The sequence below is a fragment of the Methylobacterium sp. E-005 genome, from assembly GCF_022829725.1.
Taxonomy (GTDB): Bacteria; Pseudomonadota; Alphaproteobacteria; order Rhizobiales; family Beijerinckiaceae; genus Methylobacterium.
This window is the reverse complement of the sequence record NZ_JAKSYG010000242.1, coordinates 1-17,570: the sequence shown is the minus strand read 5'-3', so window position 1 is coordinate 17,570 and position 17,570 is coordinate 1. Positions and strand designations below refer to the sequence as shown.

The following is a 17,570-nucleotide window of genomic DNA, read 5'->3' as shown; positions in this document are numbered from 1 at the left end:
CCGGCGTCCCGCGCGGATTAGGGCCGATCAGCTTGGCGAAGGGGGCCGGCGAACGCAAGGCCGGCGTCGGTGCATCGCACAGGCGAGCTCTGCCGGACGCGCTTTCGGGGTTCCCGCGCGCGCCGCCCCGTGCGAAAGCGTCGCAAGCTCATTTGCCGCCAAAAACCGCAACGCCGCCATGCTCCAATCCGTCGAACGCGCCTCCGCGGACCACACCCCTCCAAGCGCCGGGCGGATCCTGGCCGCGAGCTTCGTCGGCACGGCCATCGAGTTCTTCGATTTCTACATCTACGCCACCGCCACCGCCCTGGTGATCGGCCCGGTCTTCTTCCCCGCAGGCGCGCCCGGCGTGCAGCAGCTCAGCGCCTTCGCGACCTTCGCGATCGCCTTCGTGGCACGGCCCGTGGGCGCGGCCCTGTTCGGGCATTTCGGCGACCGGGTCGGCCGCAAGGCGACGCTGGTCGCCTCGCTGCTGATCATGGGCCTGTCCACCGTCCTGATCGGCTGCCTTCCGACCTACGCGTCGGTCGGCTGGTGGGCGCCGGCGGCGCTCTGCATCCTGCGCTGCGGACAGGGGATTGGGTTCGGCGGCGAATGGGGCGGGGCTGCGCTGCTCGCGGTCGAGAACGCGCCGCCGGGCCGGCGGGCGTGGTACGGGATCTTCCCGCAGCTCGGTGCGCCGGTGGGGTTCATCCTGGCCAATCTCGGGTTCCTGGCGCTGAGCTTCGGCCTGTCGCCCGAGAGCTTCCAGAGCTGGGGCTGGCGCCTGCCGTTCCTGGCCTCGGCCGCGCTCGTGGGCGTCGGGCTCTATGTCCGCCTGAAGCTCACCGAGACGCCGGCCTTCAAGGCCGCCCTGAGCGAGGCGCGCCCGGAGCGCGTGCCCTTCGCCACGATGCTGACGCAGCACGGGCGATCGGTCCTGATCGGCACCTTCGCGATGGTGGCGGTCTACGCGGTGTTCTACCTGTCCACCGTGTTCGCCCTGGGCTACGGAACGGGCACGCTCGGCTACACGCGGCCGACCTTCCTGCTGTTCGAGTGCATCGCGGTCTGCTTCATGGCGCTGGGCACCGTGGTGTCGGGCGCTGCCGCGGACCGGTTCGGCCGCCGGCCGGTGCTGCTCTCCGGGATGGCCGCGGTGTTCGGGCTCGGCTTCCTGATGGGGCCGATGCTGGGCCACGCCGCCGGTACCGGGACATGGCCGCCGGTCCTCGGCTTCCTCTGCCTCGCGCTCCTGTCCATGGGCTGGGTGTTCGGCCCGATGGGCGCCGTCCTGCCCGAGCTGTTCCCGACCCGGGTCCGCTACACGGGCGCCTCGGTCACCTACAATCTGGCGGGGATCCTGGGCGCCTCCGGGGCGCCCTACCTCGCCCAGGAGCTCGTGCGTCTCGGCGGGATCGGCTACGTCGGGATCTACCTGGCGGTCGCCGCGATCCTGAGCTTCCTCGCCGTGCTGGCGATGCCGGAGACGGCGGACCGTTAATTTCGGCCCGTCGCGGCGGGCTCGAAGCGACCGAGGAACCGCGTCCGCTCCCACAGCTCGATCGTGCTGCGCTCCGCCATGGCACGGACCTGACGGCGCGCGTGGCCATCATCTTCAGCGGCGACGATCTCGGCCGAGGCGATGCGTCCGGCCCGATCGAGCTTGAACGCGCGATAGGCGCGGCTGCGACAGGCGGTCTCGGTATTCAGTGCGAGCATCGGGTCATCCTCCAAACCCGAGCGTTTCAAGAGAGGGTTAACGGAGCGTGAGCGCCGCACGAGGCGACCAGCGGGCCGCAGCGCGGGGCTCAGCTCCGCTTGTCGAGCGGGCGTCCCAGGAGGCGGGCGAACTCCGCTTCGATCTCCTCAACCGAGAAGGGATTTCCCGCGGCCTTGGCGTCCGGGCGCGGCGGGGATGACGGCTCGGGCGGGGGCGGAGGCCGGAACGCGGGGGGTGCCTTCGGCGCAGGCTGAGCCGCGGGAATTGGTGGTGCGGGCGGCGCCGTCGCTGCAGGCGGGGGAACCGGCTGAACAGCTGGCGCGACGGTCGGTGCGACCGGCGGTACGGGCGCGTCGATGACCCGGCTCGGCGGTGGCGGCGCCGGCTCGGGCGGCTCCGCGGGAACTGGCGGGGCGAAAGCCATCGCGGCGGCCACGGGATCGATCTCCTCGGCCGGGGCGGGGGACGCCGCGGGGGCCGGCGTGACCGCGGATGTCGGACGGGCCAAAGCCGCCTGGAGCTGCCGGGCCATGTCGGAGAGGATCGCCGGATCGACCGTCCTGCGCTCGGTCGGAACCGCGAGGCTCGGGGCCGGCGGCGCCGTCCGGTCCGCGGCAGGCGCCGGATCGGGTAGTCGCCCCGAGGCCGGGCCGGGGCGCGGCTCGACCAGGGGCGGCGCGGTCCGGCTCAGGATCCGGCGCGGGACGGCCGGTTCGCGAACGGGTGCCGTCACCTTCGGCGGCGGAGAAGGCGCCAGGGGCGCGGAGACGTCCTGCCCCGGTTCGTCGCCGCCCAGCAGCGCGGGATCGAGCGGCAGGCTTACACTCGGTCCGGCCCCGGAACGCGGGACGGGCGGCGGTACGATCACGGGCATCTCGAAGCCCGGGTCGAACAGGGGTTCGGCGCGCAGCCCGTTCATCTCGGACAGGGCACGGGGCGGCTCGGGCAGGCGCCCGCCCTGGACCAGGGGATCCGGCAGCGGCTCGTCGAGGCCATCCGGCGCAGCATCCACTCTCATGGCGGGCTCCGTCAGCGGGCGCTGGCTGCGCTGGATGTTGCGCTCCACCACGACGTCGTTGGGGCCGCCCACGAGGAGCAGGTGCTCGACATTGTCCCGGCGCAGCAGGATCAGCTGTCGGGCGCGATCGAGTTCGTAGACGTCGACGATGCCGAGCCGCGGCTGCCGCCCACGGCCGCCGTTGCGCCCGGGCGGGGCGAGGGTGCGGCCCGTGAGCCGCCGCACCGTGAACACGATCGCCGCCAGCGCCGCGAAGATGACGGCGAAGATCACGACATATTGAACGATGGGGGAGCCGTCAGAACCGAACACGGATTGCAGCCATCGCAAGGTTACGCACTCGCACGTTCCGGCCGCCGCTGGTCCGCGCCCGGCAAGGGCTTGTCCATACCACGCCGGAGGGGCTGCAAGGCAAACGACGTTAAGAGTTCGTTAACAGACCTTTTAAACCGACGCCAACATGACAATACGGCGTGAAATGATGCGCTTGGCCGCCGTATCGGCCCCGGATGAATGGACTCCCCGGGCCTACCGCCGGGGCTTTCAGGGGCGGTCCGGAGAGGGCCGCGCATGCTCGGTCGGATGCTCCACCCAGGGTTTAACGCAGCGTTAACCATGCGCGCGGCAGTTTTTGCCGAGCCCGCTCGTTCCGGCGGCGCGATGCCTAACCGGAGGCGACCTTGGCCCTCACCGACCTGCCCGTACTCGGCATGCTGCGCACCCGGATGCAATGGGCCCAGGCGCGCCAGGGCCTGATCGCCGAGAACGTGGCCAACGCCGACATGCCGGGCTTCAAGCCCCGTGACCTCGTGGAGCCGCGCTTCGACCGGGCGACGGGGGCTCTCGCCACCAGCTCGACCAGCCTCGCGCTGACGAGTCCGGCCCATCTGGCGCCCGCAGGGCAGGGGGGCGGGGCCGAGTCCAAGCGCGCCAAGGGGTTCGAGATCCGCCCGAGCGGCAACGGGGTCAATCTCGAGGACGAGATGATGAAGGCCGGCGACAACCAGTCGGACTACCAGCTCGCCGCCTCGCTCTACCAGCACAGCCTGACCACCCTGAAGATCGCCATCGGCAAGAGCTGAGGGTCCGCGCCGTTCGTCGAGGGTCGGCCAGAGGAGGGCGTTGCGCCATGGAATTCAGCAAGTCGATGGCGGTGGCGGCGGCCGGCCTCAAGGCCCAGTCGGGCCGGATGCGGATCATCGCCGAGAATATCGCCAACGCGGATTCCGCGCCGGCCTCGGCCGGGGCCGAGCCCTACCGGCGCAAGATCCCGAGCTTCACCAGCCATCTCGACGACGAGACCGGCGCCCGGCTCGTGGAGGCGGGCCGCGTCCGGCGCGACCCGTCCGCCTTCCGGACCAAGTACGAGCCCGGCAACCCCGCGGCCAATGCCCGGGGCGAGGTGCAGATGCCGAACGTCAACGCCCTCGTCGAGAACATGGATCTGCGCGAGGCCCAGCGCTCCTACGAGGCGAATCTCAACATGATCACCGCCACGCGCAAGATGCTGTCCCAGACACTCGGCATTCTGAAGTGAACGGGCGGGAGGCGTAGCCATGGCTTCGAGCAACTTCGCGGCGGGCGCCTACGCGGCCGTCCAGGGCATCGCCTCCGGGCGGCCCGTTCCCAAAGTGACGTCGACCGCCGAGACCGGCACCGACTTCATGCAGTTCCTCGGCAAGACGCTGGAGAATGTCGGCGATGCCGGGCGTCGGGCCGACGCGCAGGCGGTATCGGCCGCGTCGGGCAAGGCCAACGTCGTGGACGTGGTCACCGCGGTCGCCGAGAGCGAGACCGCCCTCCAGACGATGGTCGCGGTGCGCGACCGTATGATCTCCGCCTATGAAGAGATCATGCGGATGCAGATCTGATGGGGATCCCGGAGGCCTGAGCCCGGGATCCGCGCCGATGAAGCCTCGTTCACCGCGCCCCTTTCCCGGACAGGCGGAGCGACAGCGGAACCTGATCCGGGATCCAGCGCCATGAAAGCCGCGCCGGCGGCACAAGCTGATCGGATGGGCGCGTCGCGCGGTCCTGCTCCGGATCCCGGTTTGCATTCCGTTGACGCCGGATGCGCCCGGGAAAGGGGCTGCCCAACGATCCGCCCGAGGCCCCCAACGGAACCCGACCCCTCATTTGATTCGGACCCGCCGTCACCATGACCGGACTCGCCATCCTCGACGTTGCCCGCGACGGCATCTTCGTGTTCCTGAAGATCGCCGGACCGCTGATGCTCGTCTCCCTGGCGGTGGGACTCGCGGTCTCGCTGGTCCAAGCCCTGACCCAGATCCAGGAACAGACCCTGATCTACGTCCCCAAGGTCGTGGCGGTGTTCGCAATGCTGCTCCTGATGCTTCCCTTCATCGGCGACGCCATGGCGGGCTACATGACCCGCATCGCCGCCCGCATCGCGGCCGGCGGTTGAGGCCCGTCCCGGCCACGACAGCGGCGCAATCCGCGTGTCTGGGGGGCGGCGATGAATCTGCTCCTGCCCGGGATCGCCTCGGCCTTCCTGATCACCTTCGCGCGGGTCGGCACGCTGATCATGCTGATGCCCGGGATCGGCGAGCAGTCGGTCTCGCCGCGCCTGCGGCTGGCCTTCGCGGTGCTGACCACCCTCGTGCTGTTCCCGACCGTGCGCCCGCTGCTCGGCGGCACGGAGGGCCTCGCCGGGCCGCGGCTGATCGGGCTGCTGTTCGGGGAGACGATCGTCGGCCTCGTCCTCGGTCTCTCGGTGCGGATGGTGCTCGCCGCCCTACAGACCGCCGGGACGATCATCGCGGCGCAGCTCGGCCTGTCCTATGCCATGACGGTCGATCCGAGTCAGGGCGGCCAGCAGGTGGCGATCGGCAACTTCCTGTCGTTGCTGGGCCTCACGCTGATCTTCGCCACAGACCTGCATCACCTCGCCATCGAGGGCTTGGCGCGGAGCTACGAGGTGCTGCCGCCGGACGGGGTCCCGGCCTTCTCGGACGCGCTGACCCTGGCGACCCGGGCACTCGCCCGGGGCTTCACCCTGGCGATGCAGATCTCCGGACCGTTCATCGCCTTCGGCCTCCTGTTCAACCTGGGGCTCGGCGTGCTGTCGCGGCTGATGCCGCAATTGCAGGTGTTCGCCCTGGCGGTCCCGGCTTCGGTGCTGGTGGGCGTCGTGATCCTGATGGGCAGCCTCGGCGTCATCATGGGCGTCTTCCTGGACGATATGGGCCGGTATCTCGCCGAGTCGGTCGGACGCTGAGGTAGAGACGGGATGGCCGAGGGCGCGGACGACGAGGACAAGACCGAGGAGCCGTCCCAACGGCGGCTGGATCAGGCGATCGAGCGCGGCGATGTCGCGACCAGCACGGAGATCAACACCTTCGCGATTCTGGGCGCCTTCACGCTTGCGCTGATGCTCGCGGCGCCAAGCATCGCCCAGAACCTGCTCTACGGGCTCCGCGCCTACCTCGCCAATGCCCATACCCTGCCGGACGACGCCACCGCGATGCGCGCAGCGGCCGTCCGGGCGCTCTGGCTGTGGCTCCAGGCGGTGGCCGTGCCGGTGGGTCTCGCCGTGGTTGCGGGGCTCGCCGCGGGGCTGCTGCAGCACCCGCTGGTCTTCACCGCCGAGACGCTGATGCCGAAATTCGAGCGGCTCTCCCCCATGGCCGGGGTGAAGCGCCTGCTCGGCATCGAGGCGTGGTTCCAGTTCGGCAAAGGCCTGGCCAAGATCAGCGCTGTCGGCGTGGTCGGCAGCGTGGTCCTGTGGAACGACCGCGACAGGCTGGAGGTGTTCGCTCGGCTCGACCCGGGCGCGGCCCTGCCGGCGATCCTCTCCCTGAGCCTGCGGCTGCTCGCCGGAATGCTGTGTGTGCATCTCGCGATCACCCTCGGCGACGCCCTCTACGCGCGGTTCCGCTGGCGCAAGCGCCACCGCATGTCGAAGGAGGAGATGAAGCAGGAGATGAAGGAGTCCGACGGCAACCCGGAGGTGAAGGGTCGCATGCGGCAGTTGCGCATGGCCCGGGTGAAGAAGCGGATGATGGCCGCCGTCCCGACCGCGACCGTCGTGGTGACGAATCCGACCCACTACGCGGTGGCCCTGCGCTACGAGGCCGGCATGGCCGCGCCCATCTGCGTCGCCAAGGGCGTCGATTCACTGGCGCTGCGCATCCGTGCGCTGGCGGCCGAGCACGGTGTGGCCGTGATCGAGAACCCGCCGCTCGCCCGGGCGCTCCACGCCACCGTGGAGATCGATCGCGAGATCCCCGCCGAACATTATCGCGCCGTGGCCGAGGTGATCGGGTTCGTCCTGCGGTTGCGGAAGCGGGCGGCGTAGGGCCGGATCGGAGGTTCCGGCACGTGCGGGGCCGGATGTGAGCGGGCTCGCACTCCGGCACTCAACGCTCTCTGAAGAAGGCGTTTTCCCCCTCCCGCTTGTGGAGAGGGGTCAGGGGTGGGGTGGTGCGGGATCGAGCGCAGCGGTGCCGCCTGCGCGACCCCGGCCGCCAACTTCTCCCCGCCAGGGGGAGGAGCGCGCGTGGGCGCGACCTCGCGAATATTGTAGCCTGCGCGAAGGAGGGGCGTCGCAACGCAGGATTGCCACACCTCTCGACCCGACGGAGATCCCAGACCGATGTATAAAGCCGGTCACCCCGCGGGCGGCGAGAGGGCGACCCCGCCCTTGGCCGGTACCGACACTCGAAACCCGACTGTTGTGCTAAGGGTCGTCGAACCCCATGGCGCGTCGGAAAAGCCACGGTTCATCCACCTTTTTTCGCGAGGCTGAACCGAGGCTTGACGCGATGCGCGTGATGCCGCGCGGCCCTTGCCCTGCTATGGCCGGCCGGCCTAACCGGGGGAACGTTCTGGAAATGAAGCCGATGGCCGACGTGACTGGACCTCCGGCACCCGCCGCGGGCGCGCCGAATTCGGGATTGCCGGTCGCCGCCGTACAGGGTCCGGGTCCGCAGGCGGCTGCGCCGCAGGCGACCGGCTCCATCGACCGCTCGGAGCAGCCGGGTCGGGTCGGGCTGCTGCTGGTGCTGGCGGGCCTGCTGGTCGGGGCCGCCATCGGATTGTCCTTCGTGGCGAACGAGCAGGCCCAGTCGCTGATCGTCTGGCTGCTGGCCCTGCTGGCGATGGCGGGGGTGTTCTTCCTCTTCGCCCTCGCGATCGGCGCGCTCCAGCTCAGTGGCAGCGCCGCGCGGGACGACATCACCAAGGGCATTATCGATGCCTCGCCGGACGGCAAGCTGGTCGTGGAGGATGGCGGCCGGCTGATCTACGCCAACGAGGCCTATCTGCGGATCGCCGGGGGCGACACCTTCTCGAACCTCGTGCCGGTGGAGCGCATCCTGGTCGGACCGCCGGAGGTGTCTGAGGCCGTCTATCGCCTGTCGCAGGCCTCGCGCGACAGTCGCGCTCATACCGAGGAGGTGCGGATGTCGCCGCCGCTCGGTCCGATCGCCGGCGAACGCGGCTTCGGATGGTACCGGGTCTCGGTGCGGCCGCTCGCCCGCCCGCGCCGCGCCGCCGCCCTCTGGACGGTGGCCGACATCACCGCCGAGCGCGAGCGCCAGGAGAACGTCTTCCAGGAACTCCAGCACGCGATCGACTATCTCGACCACGCCCCGGCGGGCTTCCTGTCGATCGATCCCGCCGGTGCCATCGTGTACATGAATGCGACGCTGGCGGCGTGGCTCGGCTACGACCTCGCGAGCGTCGGCCCGGGCGGCCCACACCTCACCGAGATCGCCCCCGAGGCGGATGTCCTCGTGCGCAGCGCCGGAATGCCCGGCGAGGTGCGCACCGACCGCTTCGACCTCGACCTGCGCCGCCGCAACGGTCACACCCTGCCGGTGCGGATCTACCACCGGGTCGCCTTCGGCAAGGACGGCAAGCCCGGCTCCTCGCGCACCTTCGTGATCAACCGCTCGGCCGGGGCCGAGACGGACGAGCCGCAGCGCGCCGCCGAGGTGCGCCTCGCCCGGTTCCTCAACAACTCGCCGATCGCCATCGCGACCCTCGACAGCGCGGGGCGGATCGCCCGGGCCAACGCGTCCTTCACCCGGCTGTTCGGCACGGTGCCGCGGCAGGCCGAGGATGGCGCGATCGACGGGGACGGCACGCCCCGGACGGAGCCGAATGTCGGTGACTCGGTGACCGACCGCACCAGCCTGGAGGCCGGCCTGGCCCGGGCCTCGCGCGGTCTGACCGATCCCGAGCCGATCGAGGTCCAGCTCAACGGGCCGGGCGGGCGCTCGGCGCGGGTCTGGCTGAGCCCCGCCGATGGCGGCGATCCGGGCCAGCAGACCGACGAGGCCGAGCGCGTCATCCTGTACGCCCTCGACACGACGGCACAGCGCCAGCTGGAGCAGCAGGTCGCGCAGGCCCAGAAGATGAACGCCGTGGGCCAGCTCGCGGGTGGCATCGCGCACGACTTCAACAACGTGCTGCAGGCGATCATCGGCTACTCGGACCTGCTCCTGGCAAGCCATCGGCCGACCGATCCAGCCTTCCAAGACATCATGCAGATCAAGCAGAACGCCAACCGGGCAGCGGGCCTTGTCCGCCAGCTCCTGGCGTTCTCCCGGCGGCAGACCCTGCGGCCCGAAGTGATGAGTGTCGGGGAGGCGCTCTCCGAACTCACGCTCCTGCTCAAGCGCCTGCTCGGCGAGCGAGTTGCCCTGGAGTTGAAGCACGGCCGCGAAGTCTGGCCCGTGAAGGCTGACGTCAACCAGTTCGAGCAGGTGATCGTGAACCTCGCGGTCAACGCCCGCGATGCCATGCCGGAGGGCGGCAAGCTGGTGATCCGGACCGAGAACGTCACCGATCCAGGGCCGGCGGCTGCGGCCGAAGGGCGGGGTGGGGCGCCGACGGGCGATCACGTGCTGATCGAGGTCCGCGACACCGGCCAGGGCATCCCGCCCGAGCTGATGGAGAAGATCTTCGAGCCGTTCTTCACCACCAAGGAGATCGGCAAGGGGACGGGCCTGGGGCTCTCGACGGTGTTCGGTATCGTCAAGCAGTCCGGCGGGACGATCGACGTGCAATCAACGGTCGGGGAGGGCACCGCCTTCCGGATCTATCTGCCGCGGCATGTGCCGGTGGCGGAGCCCGAGGAGGTGCCGCTTCCGTCCCCCACACCGGGACTGCCGCGGACGGACGCGGTCGGGCTGCCCGCGCCGGCGAAGGCCGAGGGGAGCGCCACCCCGGTGGCGCGCGTCGCCGAGCCACCCGCACCGCGCAAGCCCGCCGCCGACCATACCGGGCAGGGCACGATCCTGCTGGTGGAGGATGAGGATCCGGTCCGCGCGGTCAACAGCCGGGCCCTCTCGGCCCGTGGCTACACCGTGCTGGAGGCGGCCTCGGGCCTGGAGGCACTGGCGATCGTGCGCGAGAACGCCCAACCGATCGACCTCGTGGTGTCCGATGTCGTCATGCCCGAGATGGACGGCCCGACCCTGTTGCGGGAGGTGCGCAAGCATCAGCCGGACCTGAAGGTGATCTTCGTCTCCGGCTACGCCGAGGATGCCTTCCGCAAGAACCTGCCGGAGGGCGAGACCTTCAACTTCCTGCCGAAGCCCTTCAGCCTGAAGCAGCTCGTCGAGACCGTGAAGAAGACCATGGCGAGCTGAGGGGGCGGGTTTTCCACCCCAGGGCACTGACGCCGACGACCTTGCATCGGCACACCGGGAACGAGAGGCGAGGGGCCAGCGCGCCTCCGCCGATTTCCGAAGCGTGCATAGGATCGGCCAAGCGCGCACCGCGTGCGATGCGGATGAACCGGTACAACGCCCGGTCAGGCTCACCATGCGCCCTTGCCGAATGAGAACAAAACAGGTACATGAAACGGACGTTGACGCGCGTTGTGAACGGCGCTCAACCCCTTCATAAGGAGCCCGCCAGATGGCCCAGCCCGCATTGAAAGTGGTCGACATGCCCCCCGCGGAGAAGGACAAGGACAAGTCCAAGGCGATCGACGCAGCCCTGGCCCAGATCGAGCGTGCCTTCGGCAAGGGCTCGATCATGCGGCTCGGCAAGAACGACAAGGTGCAAGAGGTTGAGACCATCTCGACCGGCTCGCTGGGCCTCGATATCGCCCTCGGCGTCGGTGGCCTGCCCCGTGGTCGCGTCATCGAGATCTACGGCCCGGAATCCTCCGGCAAGACCACGCTGGCGCTGCACACGATCGCCGAGGCCCAGAAGAAGGGCGGCGTCTGCGCCTTCGTGGATGCCGAGCACGCACTCGATCCGGTCTATGCCCGCAAGCTCGGGGTGAACCTCGATGACCTGTTGATCTCGCAGCCCGACACGGGCGAGCAGGCCCTTGAGATCACCGACACGCTGGTGCGCTCCGGCGCCATCGACGTGCTGGTGGTCGATTCGGTCGCCGCGCTCACCCCGCGGGCCGAGATCGAGGGCGAGATGGGCGAGAGCCAGCCCGGCCTCCAGGCCCGCCTGATGAGCCAGGCCCTGCGCAAGCTGACCGGCTCGATCTCGCGCTCGAACTGCATGGTCATCTTCATCAACCAGATCCGGATGAAGATCGGCGTGATGTACGGCAGCCCCGAGACCACCACGGGGGGCAACGCCCTGAAGTTCTACGCCTCGGTGCGCCTCGACATCCGACGCATCTCGACCCTGAAGGACAGGGACGAGGCGATCGGCAATCAGGTCCGCGTGAAGGTGGTGAAGAACAAGGTCGCCCCGCCGTTCAAGCAGGTCGAGTTCGACATCATGTTCGGTGAGGGCGTGTCGAAGGTCGGCGAGCTGATCGATCTCGGCGTCAAGGCCGGCATCGTGGAGAAGTCCGGCGCCTGGTTCTCCTACAACAGCCAGCGCCTGGGCCAGGGCCGCGAGAACTCGAAGGGCTTCCTGCGCGACAACCCGAAGATCGCGGCCGAGATCGAGGGCTCGATCCGGCAGAACTCGGGCCTCGTCGCCGAGAAGATCCTGGAGAACGCGACGCCGACCGCGGACGATCTCGACGAGGGCGAGGCGTAAGCCTCGCCGCCGCGCGAGCCAAAGCGGGTCGCAGCGCGATCATTCATCACCGATACCAGACGGCCCCGGAGGATATCCGGGGCCGTCTCCGTTTGATGCTGACGCGGACGTGGATCCAGAGAAACAGTGGGATCGCGTATCGGCAACGACCGCCATCCTGAGCTCGGAACGATCCTACGGACAGCGACACCGGACACCACCCCGCGGACCGTCTTCTGGGACAAAAGGCAGAAACGACGAAACCCGGCACGCTTCCGATCCCGAAGGATCGAAATACGTCCGGGTTTTGACGAGTCCTGTGCCGGACCGCACGATCACCGACGAAGCGCCTCTATGGGACTGCGTCCGACCGGCGATCAGGCGGATGCGAATGCCCGCAACCGCCAGGATCCCGGGGTCAGGCGGCCTCGCCGGCCTCGGCCTGAACCGCCGCCTCGCCCTCGACCAGCTTCCAGGTCTTGGTCTTCGAGAACGGACGGCACTCCTCGATGAACACCGTCTGCCCGACCTTGGCGACGCTCGCCTCGTCGTGCGCGTGGTAGTTCTTCGAGCGGCGAACGGTCTTCTTCATCACCGGGTGCGTGAAGCGGCGCTCCACCTTCACCACAATGGTCTTCTCACCCTTGTCGCTGACGACGGTGCCCTGCAGGATGCGCTTCGGCATGGTTGTCTCCTAGTCCCCGCCTCAGCCCTTGGCCTGCTGCAGCGTCTTGGAACGCTGCAGAGTCCGGACACGGGCGATGTCGCGGCGGACCTCACGGACGCGGGCGACGTTCTCGAGCTGGCCGGTGGCCCCCTGGAAGCGCAGGTTGAACTGCTCCTTCTTGAGGTTGATCAGCTCGTCATTCAGCTGATCCGGCGACAAAGCCTTGAGATCAGACACTCGTTGGGTCGACTTCACGATATCCTCCGTTCAGTCGGCGATGCGCTGGACGACCCGCGTACGGATCGGAAGCTTCGCGGCGCCGAGGCGAAGGGCCTCCTTGGCGATGTTCTCGGCAACGCCGTCGACCTCGAACATGATCCGGCCGGGGTGGACCCGGGCCGCCCAGTAATCCGGGGCGCCCTTACCGGAGCCCATGCGGACCTCGGTCGGCTTCGACGAGACCGGGACATCCGGGAACACCCGGATCCAGACGCGGCCCTGGCGCTTCATCTCGCGGGTGATCGCGCGGCGGGCCGCCTCGATCTGGCGGGCGGTGACGCGCTCGGGCTCCACCGCCTTCAGGCCGAACTGGCCGAAGTTCAGCTCGAAGCCGCCCTTGGCCGCACCGTGGATGCGGCCCTTGAACTGCTTGCGGAAGCGGGTCTTTTTCGGTTGCAGCATGGCTTCCTACCTTACGCGTGCTCGCGCTCGCGGCGTCCGCGCTCGCGGCCGCCCTCGCCATCGCGCTCACGGCGTCCGCCGGAGCGGCCGCCCTCTTCCTGGGCCTTCTTGTCCTGGGCCATCGGGTCGTGCTCAAGGATCTCGCCCTTGAACACCCAGACCTTGATGCCGCAGGTACCGTAGGTCGTGAACGCCGTGGCGGTGCCGTAGTCCACATCGGCGCGCAGCGTGTGCAGCGGGACGCGACCCTCGCGGTACCATTCCTGGCGGGCGATCTCGGCGCCGCCGAGGCGGCCTGAGCAGTTGATCCGGATGCCCTCGGCGCCCAGACGCATGGCCGACTGAACGGCCCGCTTCATGGCGCGCCGGAAGGCGACGCGGCGCTCGAGCTGCTGAGCGATCGAGTCGGCCACCAGGGTGGCGTCGATCTCGGGCTTGCGCACCTCGACGATGTTGATGGTCACGTCGGCATTGGTCATGGTGCCGACGAGCTTGCGCAGCTTCTCGATATCCGCGCCCTTCTTGCCGATCACCACGCCCGGACGACCCGAGTGGATGGTGACGCGGCACTTCCGGTGCGGACGCTCGATGACGATTTTGGAGACCGCCGCCTGCTTCAGCTGCTTCATGAGGGCGGCGCGGATCGCGACATCCTCGTGCATCAGCTTCGCGTAGTCGCCCTTGTTGGCGAACCAGCGGGAGTCCCAGGTCCGGTTGATACCGAGCCGGAGACCGATCGGGTTGACTTTCTGGCCCATCAGATCCTCCTCAAGCCGCTTCGGCCTGGCGGACTTCGCGAACCACGATGGTGAGGTTCGAGAAGGGCTTCAGGATACGCGCGCCGCGACCGCGGGCACGGGCGTGGAAGCGCTTGAGAACCAGCGCCTTGCCCACGAAGGCCTGGGACACGACGAGGTCGTCGACATCCAGATCGTGGTTGTTCTCGGCATTGGCAATGGCGCTCTCGAGGCACTTCTTGACCTCGGTCGAGATTCGCTTGCGGGAGAACTCGAGCTCGGCCAGCGCCGTGTCGACCTTCTTGCCGCGGATCATCTGCGCCACGAGGTTGAGCTTCTGCGGGCTGACGCGCAGCATGCGCGCGACGGCCTTCGCCTCGTTCTCGGGGAGCGCGCGGGGGGTGGCTTGCTTGCCCATCTCAGCGCCTCTTCGCCTTCTTGTCGGCCGCGTGGCCCGGGAAGGTGCGGGTCGGCGAGAACTCACCGAACTTGTGTCCGACCATCTCCTCGGTGACGTAGACCGGGATGTGCTTCTGCCCGTTGTGCACACCGAAGGTGAGCCCGACGAACTGCGGGAGGATCGTGGAGCGGCGGCTCCAGATCTTGATGACCTCGGAGCGCGAGGAGCCCCGCGCCGCCTCGGCCTTCTTGAAGAGGTAGCCGTCGACGAACGGCCCCTTCCAGAGAGAGCGTGCCATAGCGATTACTTCTTGCGGTTGTGGCGGCTGGACAGGATGAACACGTCGGTCCGCTTGTTGGACCGGGTCTTCTTCCCCTTGGTGGGCACGCCCCAGGGCGTGACCGGGTTGCGGCCGCCCGAGGTGCGACCCTCGCCGCCGCCGTGCGGATGGTCGACCGGGTTCATCGCCACGCCGCGGTTGTGCGGGCGCTTGCCGAGCCAACGGTTGCGCCCGGCCTTGCCGAGCGAGATGTTCATGTGGTCCGGGTTCGAGACCGCGCCGACGCTGGCGAAGCACTGACCGTGGACTAGGCGCTGCTCGCCCGAGTTCAGGCGGAGCGTCACGTAGCCCTGGTCGCGGCCGACGATCTGCGCGTAGTTGCCGGCCGAGCGGGCGATCGCGCCGCCCTTGCCGATCTTGAGCTCGACATTGTGGACGATCGTGCCCACCGGCATCGAGCCGACCGGAGCGGCATTGCCCGGCTTGATGTCGACGCTCTCACCAGCCACCACCTTGTCGCCCGGCTGCAGGCGCTGGGGGGCCAGGATGTAGCTCTGCTTCCCGTCGGGGAAGTTGATCAGCGCGATGAACGCCGTGCGGTTCGGATCGTACTCGATCCGCTCCACCGTGGCGGAGACGCCGAGCTGCTCGCGACGCTTGAAATCGACGTTGCGCAGTACCCGCTTGTGGCCGCCGCCGCGGAAGCGAACGGTGATGCGGCCGAGGTTGTTCCGGCCGCCGGAGGACGACTTGCCCTCCGTCAGCGCCTTCACCGGCTTGCCCTTGTAGAGCTCACGGCGGTCGACGAGCACGAGCTGGCGCAGGCTCGGCGTGACCGGTTTGAATGTCTTCAAGGCCATCGGCTTGGATCCCTAAATCCCGTCCTCAGAGCCCGGTCGTGACGTCGATCGAGTGGCCCTCGGCCAGGGTCACGATCGCCTTCTTCACGTCGGAGCGCTGTCCGCGGAGGCCGCGGAAAATCTTCTTCTTACCCTTGGTGACAAGGGTGTTCACGGCCGTGACCTTCACGTCGAACAGCTTCTCGACAGCCTCCTTGATCTGAGGCTTCGTCGCCTTGGGGGCGACGCGGAAGACCACCTTATTCTGCTCGGTCAGGTTGGTCGCCTTCTCGGTGATGACCGGGGAGACGACGATGTCGTAGTGGCGCGGATCGGCACTCATTTGAAACGCTCCTCCAGCGCGTCGACGGCAGCCTTCGTCAGGACGAGCGTGTCGCGGCGCAGGATGTCGTAGACGTTGATGCCCTGCACGGGCAGCACGTCGATCTGCGGGATGGCGCGGGCGGCCCGGCCGAAATTCACGTCGACCTCGGCACCGCCGATGATCAGCGCGTTGGAGAGGCCCATCTTGCCGAAGCGCTCGACGAGTCCCTTGGTCTTGTGATCCTCGATCTTGATGTCGTCCACGACGATCAGGGTCGAGGCCTTGGCCTTGGCCGACAGGGCGTGGCGCAGGGCCAGTGCACGGACCTTCTTGGGCAGGTCGTGGCTGTGGTCGCGCACCACCGGACCGAAGGCCCGGCCGCCGCCGCGGAACTGCGGCGCCGAGGCCGCGCCGTGGCGGGCATTACCGGTGCCCTTCTGCTTGTAGAGCTTCTTGCGGGTCCGGTTCACGTCCGAGCGGTTCTGCACGGCGTGGGTTCCGGCGCGACGTTTGGCGAGCTGCCAACGAACCATGCGCTGCAGCAGGTCGGCCCGCGGCTCCAGGCCGAAGATCTCTTCGTTCAGCTCGACCGAGCCGGCACCGGCGCCGTCGAGGGTTTTAATATCGAGCTTCATCACGCGGTCTCCTCAGCCGCAGGGGCCTCGGGGGCGGTCTGCGCGGACACGGCGGACCCGCCGTTCTCGCGGAACTTGCCCGGCAGCGGAACATCGGCGGGGAGCTTGCGCTTCACCGCATCGCGGATCTGGATCCAGCCGCCGGCGACGCCCGGCACCGCGCCCTCGACCAAGATTAGGCCGCGCTCGGGATCGGTGCGCACGACGCGCAGGTTCTGGGTCGTGACCCGTTCGACACCGAGGTGACCCGGCATCTTCTTGTTCTTGAAGGTCTTGCCCGGATCCTGACGGCCGCCGGTCGAACCGATCGAACGGTGCGAGATCGACACGCCGTGGGTGGCGCGCAGACCGCCGAAGTTCCAGCGCTTGATACCGCCCGCAAAGCCCTTACCGGTCGTGGTGCCGGTGACATCCACGAACTGGCCGGGGATGAAGTGGTCCGCGGTGATCTCGGCGCCGACCGGGATCAGCGCGTCCTCGGACACACGGAACTCGGCGAGCTTCTTCTTCGGCTCGACCTTGGCGACCGCGAAGCGGCCCCGCTCGGCGGCCGAGACGTTCTTGACCTTGGCCTTGCCGACGCCGACCTGCAGCGCGACGTAGCCGTTCTTCTCGACGGTGCGGTGGGCCACCACCTGGCACTGATCGATCTTGAGCACCGTGACGGGGACATGCTCCCCCGCGTCCGTAAAGACGCGGGTCATGCCGACCTTCTGTGCGATGACGCCTGAGCGCATAGGTTCTCTCCCTCGCGCGATGAAACGGTAAGCTCTAAGTCCTCAGCGGACTCAGAGCTTGATCTCCACGTCCACGCCGGCGGCGAGGTCGAGCTTCATCAGCGCGTCCACGGTCTGCGGCGTCGGATCGACGATATCGAGCACGCGCTTATGCGTGCGCATCTCGAACTGCTCGCGCGACTTCTTATCGATGTGCGGCGAGCGGTTGACGGTGAACTTCTCGATATGCGTCGGCAGCGGGATCGGGCCCCGGATGGTCGCGCCGGTGCGCCGGGCCGTGGAGACGATCTCCTTGGTCGACGCATCGAGGATGCGGTGATCGAACGCCTTCAGGCGGATACGGATGTTCTGACCGTTCATGTTCCTAGAACCTTGAGAGGGACGGCGGGGTGTGCAGGGCCTTGACCCCGCCGCGCCCTGCTAAGGATGCTTGCTCGAGCTTCAGTCGTTGATGGCGGCGACGACGCCGGCACCGACGGTGCGGCCGCCCTCGCGGATGGCGAAGCGCAGCTTCTCCTCCATGGCCACCGGCACGATCAGCGCCACGTCCATCGTCACGCTGTCGCCCGGCATCACCATCTC

General features: G+C 68.7%; 22 protein-coding genes and 1 pseudogene. 9 read left to right on the top strand and 14 right to left on the bottom strand.

What is annotated here, in order from left to right; genetic code table 11:
* Positions 1-178: 178 nt before the first annotated feature.
* On the top strand, positions 179-1,483 hold the full coding sequence (locus MKK88_RS30750) for an MFS transporter (protein WP_244007068.1): 1,305 nt from the start codon (positions 179-181) through the stop codon (positions 1,481-1,483).
* On the opposite strand, the gene MKK88_RS30745 is transcribed toward MKK88_RS30750, so the two are convergent.
* Together MKK88_RS30745 and MKK88_RS30740 are read right to left on the bottom strand one after the other, a co-directional pair.
* The gene (locus MKK88_RS30745) at positions 1,480-1,701 is read right to left on the bottom strand and encodes a hypothetical protein (RefSeq protein WP_244007059.1); all 222 of its coding nucleotides are present in this window, start codon (positions 1,699-1,701) and stop codon (positions 1,480-1,482) included. The two genes, MKK88_RS30750 and MKK88_RS30745, sit on opposite strands and share 4 nt — an antisense overlap.
* Positions 1,702-1,790: 89 nt before the next feature.
* Positions 1,791-3,032, bottom strand: coding sequence for a hypothetical protein (locus MKK88_RS30740; RefSeq protein WP_244007117.1), 1,242 nt, complete (start codon positions 3,030-3,032; stop codon positions 1,791-1,793).
* 368 nt (positions 3,033-3,400) lie between these two features.
* Between MKK88_RS30740 and flgB the strand changes: the two genes are divergently transcribed.
* The 8 genes from flgB (at position 3,401) to recA (ending at position 11,708) form a co-directional block, all read left to right on the top strand.
* Positions 3,401-3,802, top strand: coding sequence for a flagellar basal body rod protein FlgB (gene flgB / locus MKK88_RS30735; RefSeq protein ID WP_244007057.1), 402 nt, complete (start codon positions 3,401-3,403; stop codon positions 3,800-3,802).
* A gap of 47 nt (positions 3,803-3,849) precedes the next feature.
* Positions 3,850-4,257 carry a flagellar basal body rod protein FlgC gene (gene flgC, locus MKK88_RS30730; RefSeq protein WP_244007055.1) on the top strand — a complete coding sequence of 136 codons (408 nt, stop codon included), beginning with the start codon at positions 3,850-3,852 and terminating at the stop codon, positions 4,255-4,257.
* 19 nt (positions 4,258-4,276) lie between these two features.
* A complete protein-coding gene (fliE, locus tag MKK88_RS30725) occupies positions 4,277-4,591 on the top strand; it encodes a flagellar hook-basal body complex protein FliE (protein WP_244007053.1) in 315 nt (104 codons plus the stop codon).
* A gap of 287 nt (positions 4,592-4,878) precedes the next feature.
* Complete coding sequence (gene fliQ / locus MKK88_RS30720) at positions 4,879-5,145, top strand: flagellar biosynthesis protein FliQ (protein ID WP_244007051.1); 267 nt, start codon at positions 4,879-4,881, stop codon at positions 5,143-5,145.
* A gap of 51 nt (positions 5,146-5,196) precedes the next feature.
* Complete coding sequence (gene fliR, locus MKK88_RS30715; RefSeq protein WP_244007043.1) at positions 5,197-5,958, top strand: flagellar biosynthetic protein FliR; 762 nt, start codon at positions 5,197-5,199, stop codon at positions 5,956-5,958.
* A gap of 12 nt (positions 5,959-5,970) precedes the next feature.
* The gene (gene flhB, locus MKK88_RS30710) at positions 5,971-7,038 is read left to right on the top strand and encodes a flagellar biosynthesis protein FlhB (protein WP_244007041.1); all 1,068 of its coding nucleotides are present in this window, start codon (positions 5,971-5,973) and stop codon (positions 7,036-7,038) included.
* A gap of 544 nt (positions 7,039-7,582) precedes the next feature.
* Positions 7,583-10,339 (top strand): cell cycle histidine kinase CckA, encoded by a 2,757-nt coding sequence (gene cckA / locus MKK88_RS30705; RefSeq protein WP_244007039.1) that lies wholly within the window; start codon positions 7,583-7,585, stop codon positions 10,337-10,339.
* A 301-nt stretch (positions 10,340-10,640) separates the two neighbouring features.
* A complete protein-coding gene (gene recA, locus MKK88_RS30700; protein ID WP_409566736.1) occupies positions 10,641-11,708 on the top strand; it encodes a recombinase RecA in 1,068 nt (355 codons plus the stop codon).
* A 397-nt stretch (positions 11,709-12,105) separates the two neighbouring features.
* Here the strand turns inward: recA and rpsQ are convergent, their stop codons facing one another.
* The 12 genes and pseudogenes from rpsQ to tuf form a co-directional block, all read right to left on the bottom strand.
* Positions 12,106-12,372 carry a 30S ribosomal protein S17 gene (rpsQ, locus tag MKK88_RS30695; RefSeq protein WP_244007035.1) on the bottom strand — a complete coding sequence of 89 codons (267 nt, stop codon included), beginning with the start codon at positions 12,370-12,372 and terminating at the stop codon, positions 12,106-12,108.
* A gap of 21 nt (positions 12,373-12,393) precedes the next feature.
* A complete protein-coding gene (gene rpmC, locus MKK88_RS30690; protein ID WP_091719333.1) occupies positions 12,394-12,609 on the bottom strand; it encodes a 50S ribosomal protein L29 in 216 nt (71 codons plus the stop codon).
* A gap of 12 nt (positions 12,610-12,621) precedes the next feature.
* Complete coding sequence (gene rplP, locus MKK88_RS30685; protein ID WP_012319193.1) at positions 12,622-13,035, bottom strand: 50S ribosomal protein L16; 414 nt, start codon at positions 13,033-13,035, stop codon at positions 12,622-12,624.
* Positions 13,036-13,046: 11 nt separating this feature from the next.
* Positions 13,047-13,793 (bottom strand): 30S ribosomal protein S3, encoded by a 747-nt coding sequence (gene rpsC / locus MKK88_RS30680; protein WP_244007022.1) that lies wholly within the window; start codon positions 13,791-13,793, stop codon positions 13,047-13,049.
* A 10-nt stretch (positions 13,794-13,803) separates the two neighbouring features.
* Positions 13,804-14,190, bottom strand: coding sequence for a 50S ribosomal protein L22 (gene rplV / locus MKK88_RS30675; protein ID WP_244007020.1), 387 nt, complete (start codon positions 14,188-14,190; stop codon positions 13,804-13,806).
* Position 14,191: 1 nt separating this feature from the next.
* Positions 14,192-14,470 carry a 30S ribosomal protein S19 gene (gene rpsS, locus MKK88_RS30670; RefSeq protein WP_012319190.1) on the bottom strand — a complete coding sequence of 93 codons (279 nt, stop codon included), beginning with the start codon at positions 14,468-14,470 and terminating at the stop codon, positions 14,192-14,194.
* Positions 14,471-14,475: 5 nt separating this feature from the next.
* Positions 14,476-15,312: a 50S ribosomal protein L2 gene (gene rplB, locus MKK88_RS30665; protein ID WP_244007018.1), complete on the bottom strand. Its 837-nt coding sequence runs from the start codon at positions 15,310-15,312 to the stop codon at positions 14,476-14,478.
* A gap of 25 nt (positions 15,313-15,337) precedes the next feature.
* A complete protein-coding gene (locus tag MKK88_RS30660; protein ID WP_020094257.1) occupies positions 15,338-15,634 on the bottom strand; it encodes a 50S ribosomal protein L23 in 297 nt (98 codons plus the stop codon).
* The gene (gene rplD / locus MKK88_RS30655) at positions 15,631-16,251 is read right to left on the bottom strand and encodes a 50S ribosomal protein L4 (RefSeq protein WP_091719328.1); all 621 of its coding nucleotides are present in this window, start codon (positions 16,249-16,251) and stop codon (positions 15,631-15,633) included. Before rplD ends, MKK88_RS30660 begins: the two co-directional genes overlap by 4 nt.
* A complete protein-coding gene (gene rplC / locus MKK88_RS30650) occupies positions 16,251-16,988 on the bottom strand; it encodes a 50S ribosomal protein L3 (protein ID WP_244007016.1) in 738 nt (245 codons plus the stop codon). Before rplC ends, rplD begins: the two co-directional genes overlap by 1 nt.
* A gap of 51 nt (positions 16,989-17,039) precedes the next feature.
* Positions 17,040-17,348 carry a 30S ribosomal protein S10 gene (gene rpsJ / locus MKK88_RS30645; RefSeq protein WP_043351245.1) on the bottom strand — a complete coding sequence of 103 codons (309 nt, stop codon included), beginning with the start codon at positions 17,346-17,348 and terminating at the stop codon, positions 17,040-17,042.
* A gap of 81 nt (positions 17,349-17,429) precedes the next feature.
* Positions 17,430-17,570, bottom strand: a pseudogene (gene tuf / locus MKK88_RS30640) (elongation factor Tu); the annotation flags it as partial.

Bases quoted from the DNA above. Each gene is read 5' to 3' on its own strand.
- MKK88_RS30750 (WP_244007068.1), top strand. From the start codon at position 179: ATGCTCCAATCCGTCGAACGCGCCTCCGCGGACCACACCCCTCCAAGC.
- MKK88_RS30745 (WP_244007059.1), bottom strand. From the start codon at position 1,701: ATGCTCGCACTGAATACCGAGACCGCCTGTCGCAGCCGCGCCTATCGC.
- flgC (WP_244007055.1), top strand. From the start codon at position 3,850: ATGGAATTCAGCAAGTCGATGGCGGTGGCGGCGGCCGGCCTCAAGGCC.
- fliE (WP_244007053.1), top strand. From the start codon at position 4,277: ATGGCTTCGAGCAACTTCGCGGCGGGCGCCTACGCGGCCGTCCAGGGC.
- fliQ (WP_244007051.1), top strand. From the start codon at position 4,879: ATGACCGGACTCGCCATCCTCGACGTTGCCCGCGACGGCATCTTCGTG.
- fliR (WP_244007043.1), top strand. From the start codon at position 5,197: ATGAATCTGCTCCTGCCCGGGATCGCCTCGGCCTTCCTGATCACCTTC.
- flhB (WP_244007041.1), top strand. From the start codon at position 5,971: ATGGCCGAGGGCGCGGACGACGAGGACAAGACCGAGGAGCCGTCCCAA.
- cckA (WP_244007039.1), top strand. From the start codon at position 7,583: ATGGCCGACGTGACTGGACCTCCGGCACCCGCCGCGGGCGCGCCGAAT.
- recA (WP_409566736.1), top strand. From the start codon at position 10,641: ATGCCCCCCGCGGAGAAGGACAAGGACAAGTCCAAGGCGATCGACGCA.
- rpsQ (WP_244007035.1), bottom strand. From the start codon at position 12,372: ATGCCGAAGCGCATCCTGCAGGGCACCGTCGTCAGCGACAAGGGTGAG.
- rplP (WP_012319193.1), bottom strand. From the start codon at position 13,035: ATGCTGCAACCGAAAAAGACCCGCTTCCGCAAGCAGTTCAAGGGCCGC.
- rpsC (WP_244007022.1), bottom strand. From the start codon at position 13,793: ATGGGCCAGAAAGTCAACCCGATCGGTCTCCGGCTCGGTATCAACCGG.
- rplV (WP_244007020.1), bottom strand. From the start codon at position 14,190: ATGGGCAAGCAAGCCACCCCCCGCGCGCTCCCCGAGAACGAGGCGAAG.
- rpsS (WP_012319190.1), bottom strand. From the start codon at position 14,470: ATGGCACGCTCTCTCTGGAAGGGGCCGTTCGTCGACGGCTACCTCTTC.
- rplB (WP_244007018.1), bottom strand. From the start codon at position 15,312: ATGGCCTTGAAGACATTCAAACCGGTCACGCCGAGCCTGCGCCAGCTC.
- MKK88_RS30660 (WP_020094257.1), bottom strand. From the start codon at position 15,634: ATGAGTGCCGATCCGCGCCACTACGACATCGTCGTCTCCCCGGTCATC.
- rplD (WP_091719328.1), bottom strand. From the start codon at position 16,251: ATGAAGCTCGATATTAAAACCCTCGACGGCGCCGGTGCCGGCTCGGTC.
- rplC (WP_244007016.1), bottom strand. From the start codon at position 16,988: ATGCGCTCAGGCGTCATCGCACAGAAGGTCGGCATGACCCGCGTCTTT.
- rpsJ (WP_043351245.1), bottom strand. From the start codon at position 17,348: ATGAACGGTCAGAACATCCGTATCCGCCTGAAGGCGTTCGATCACCGC.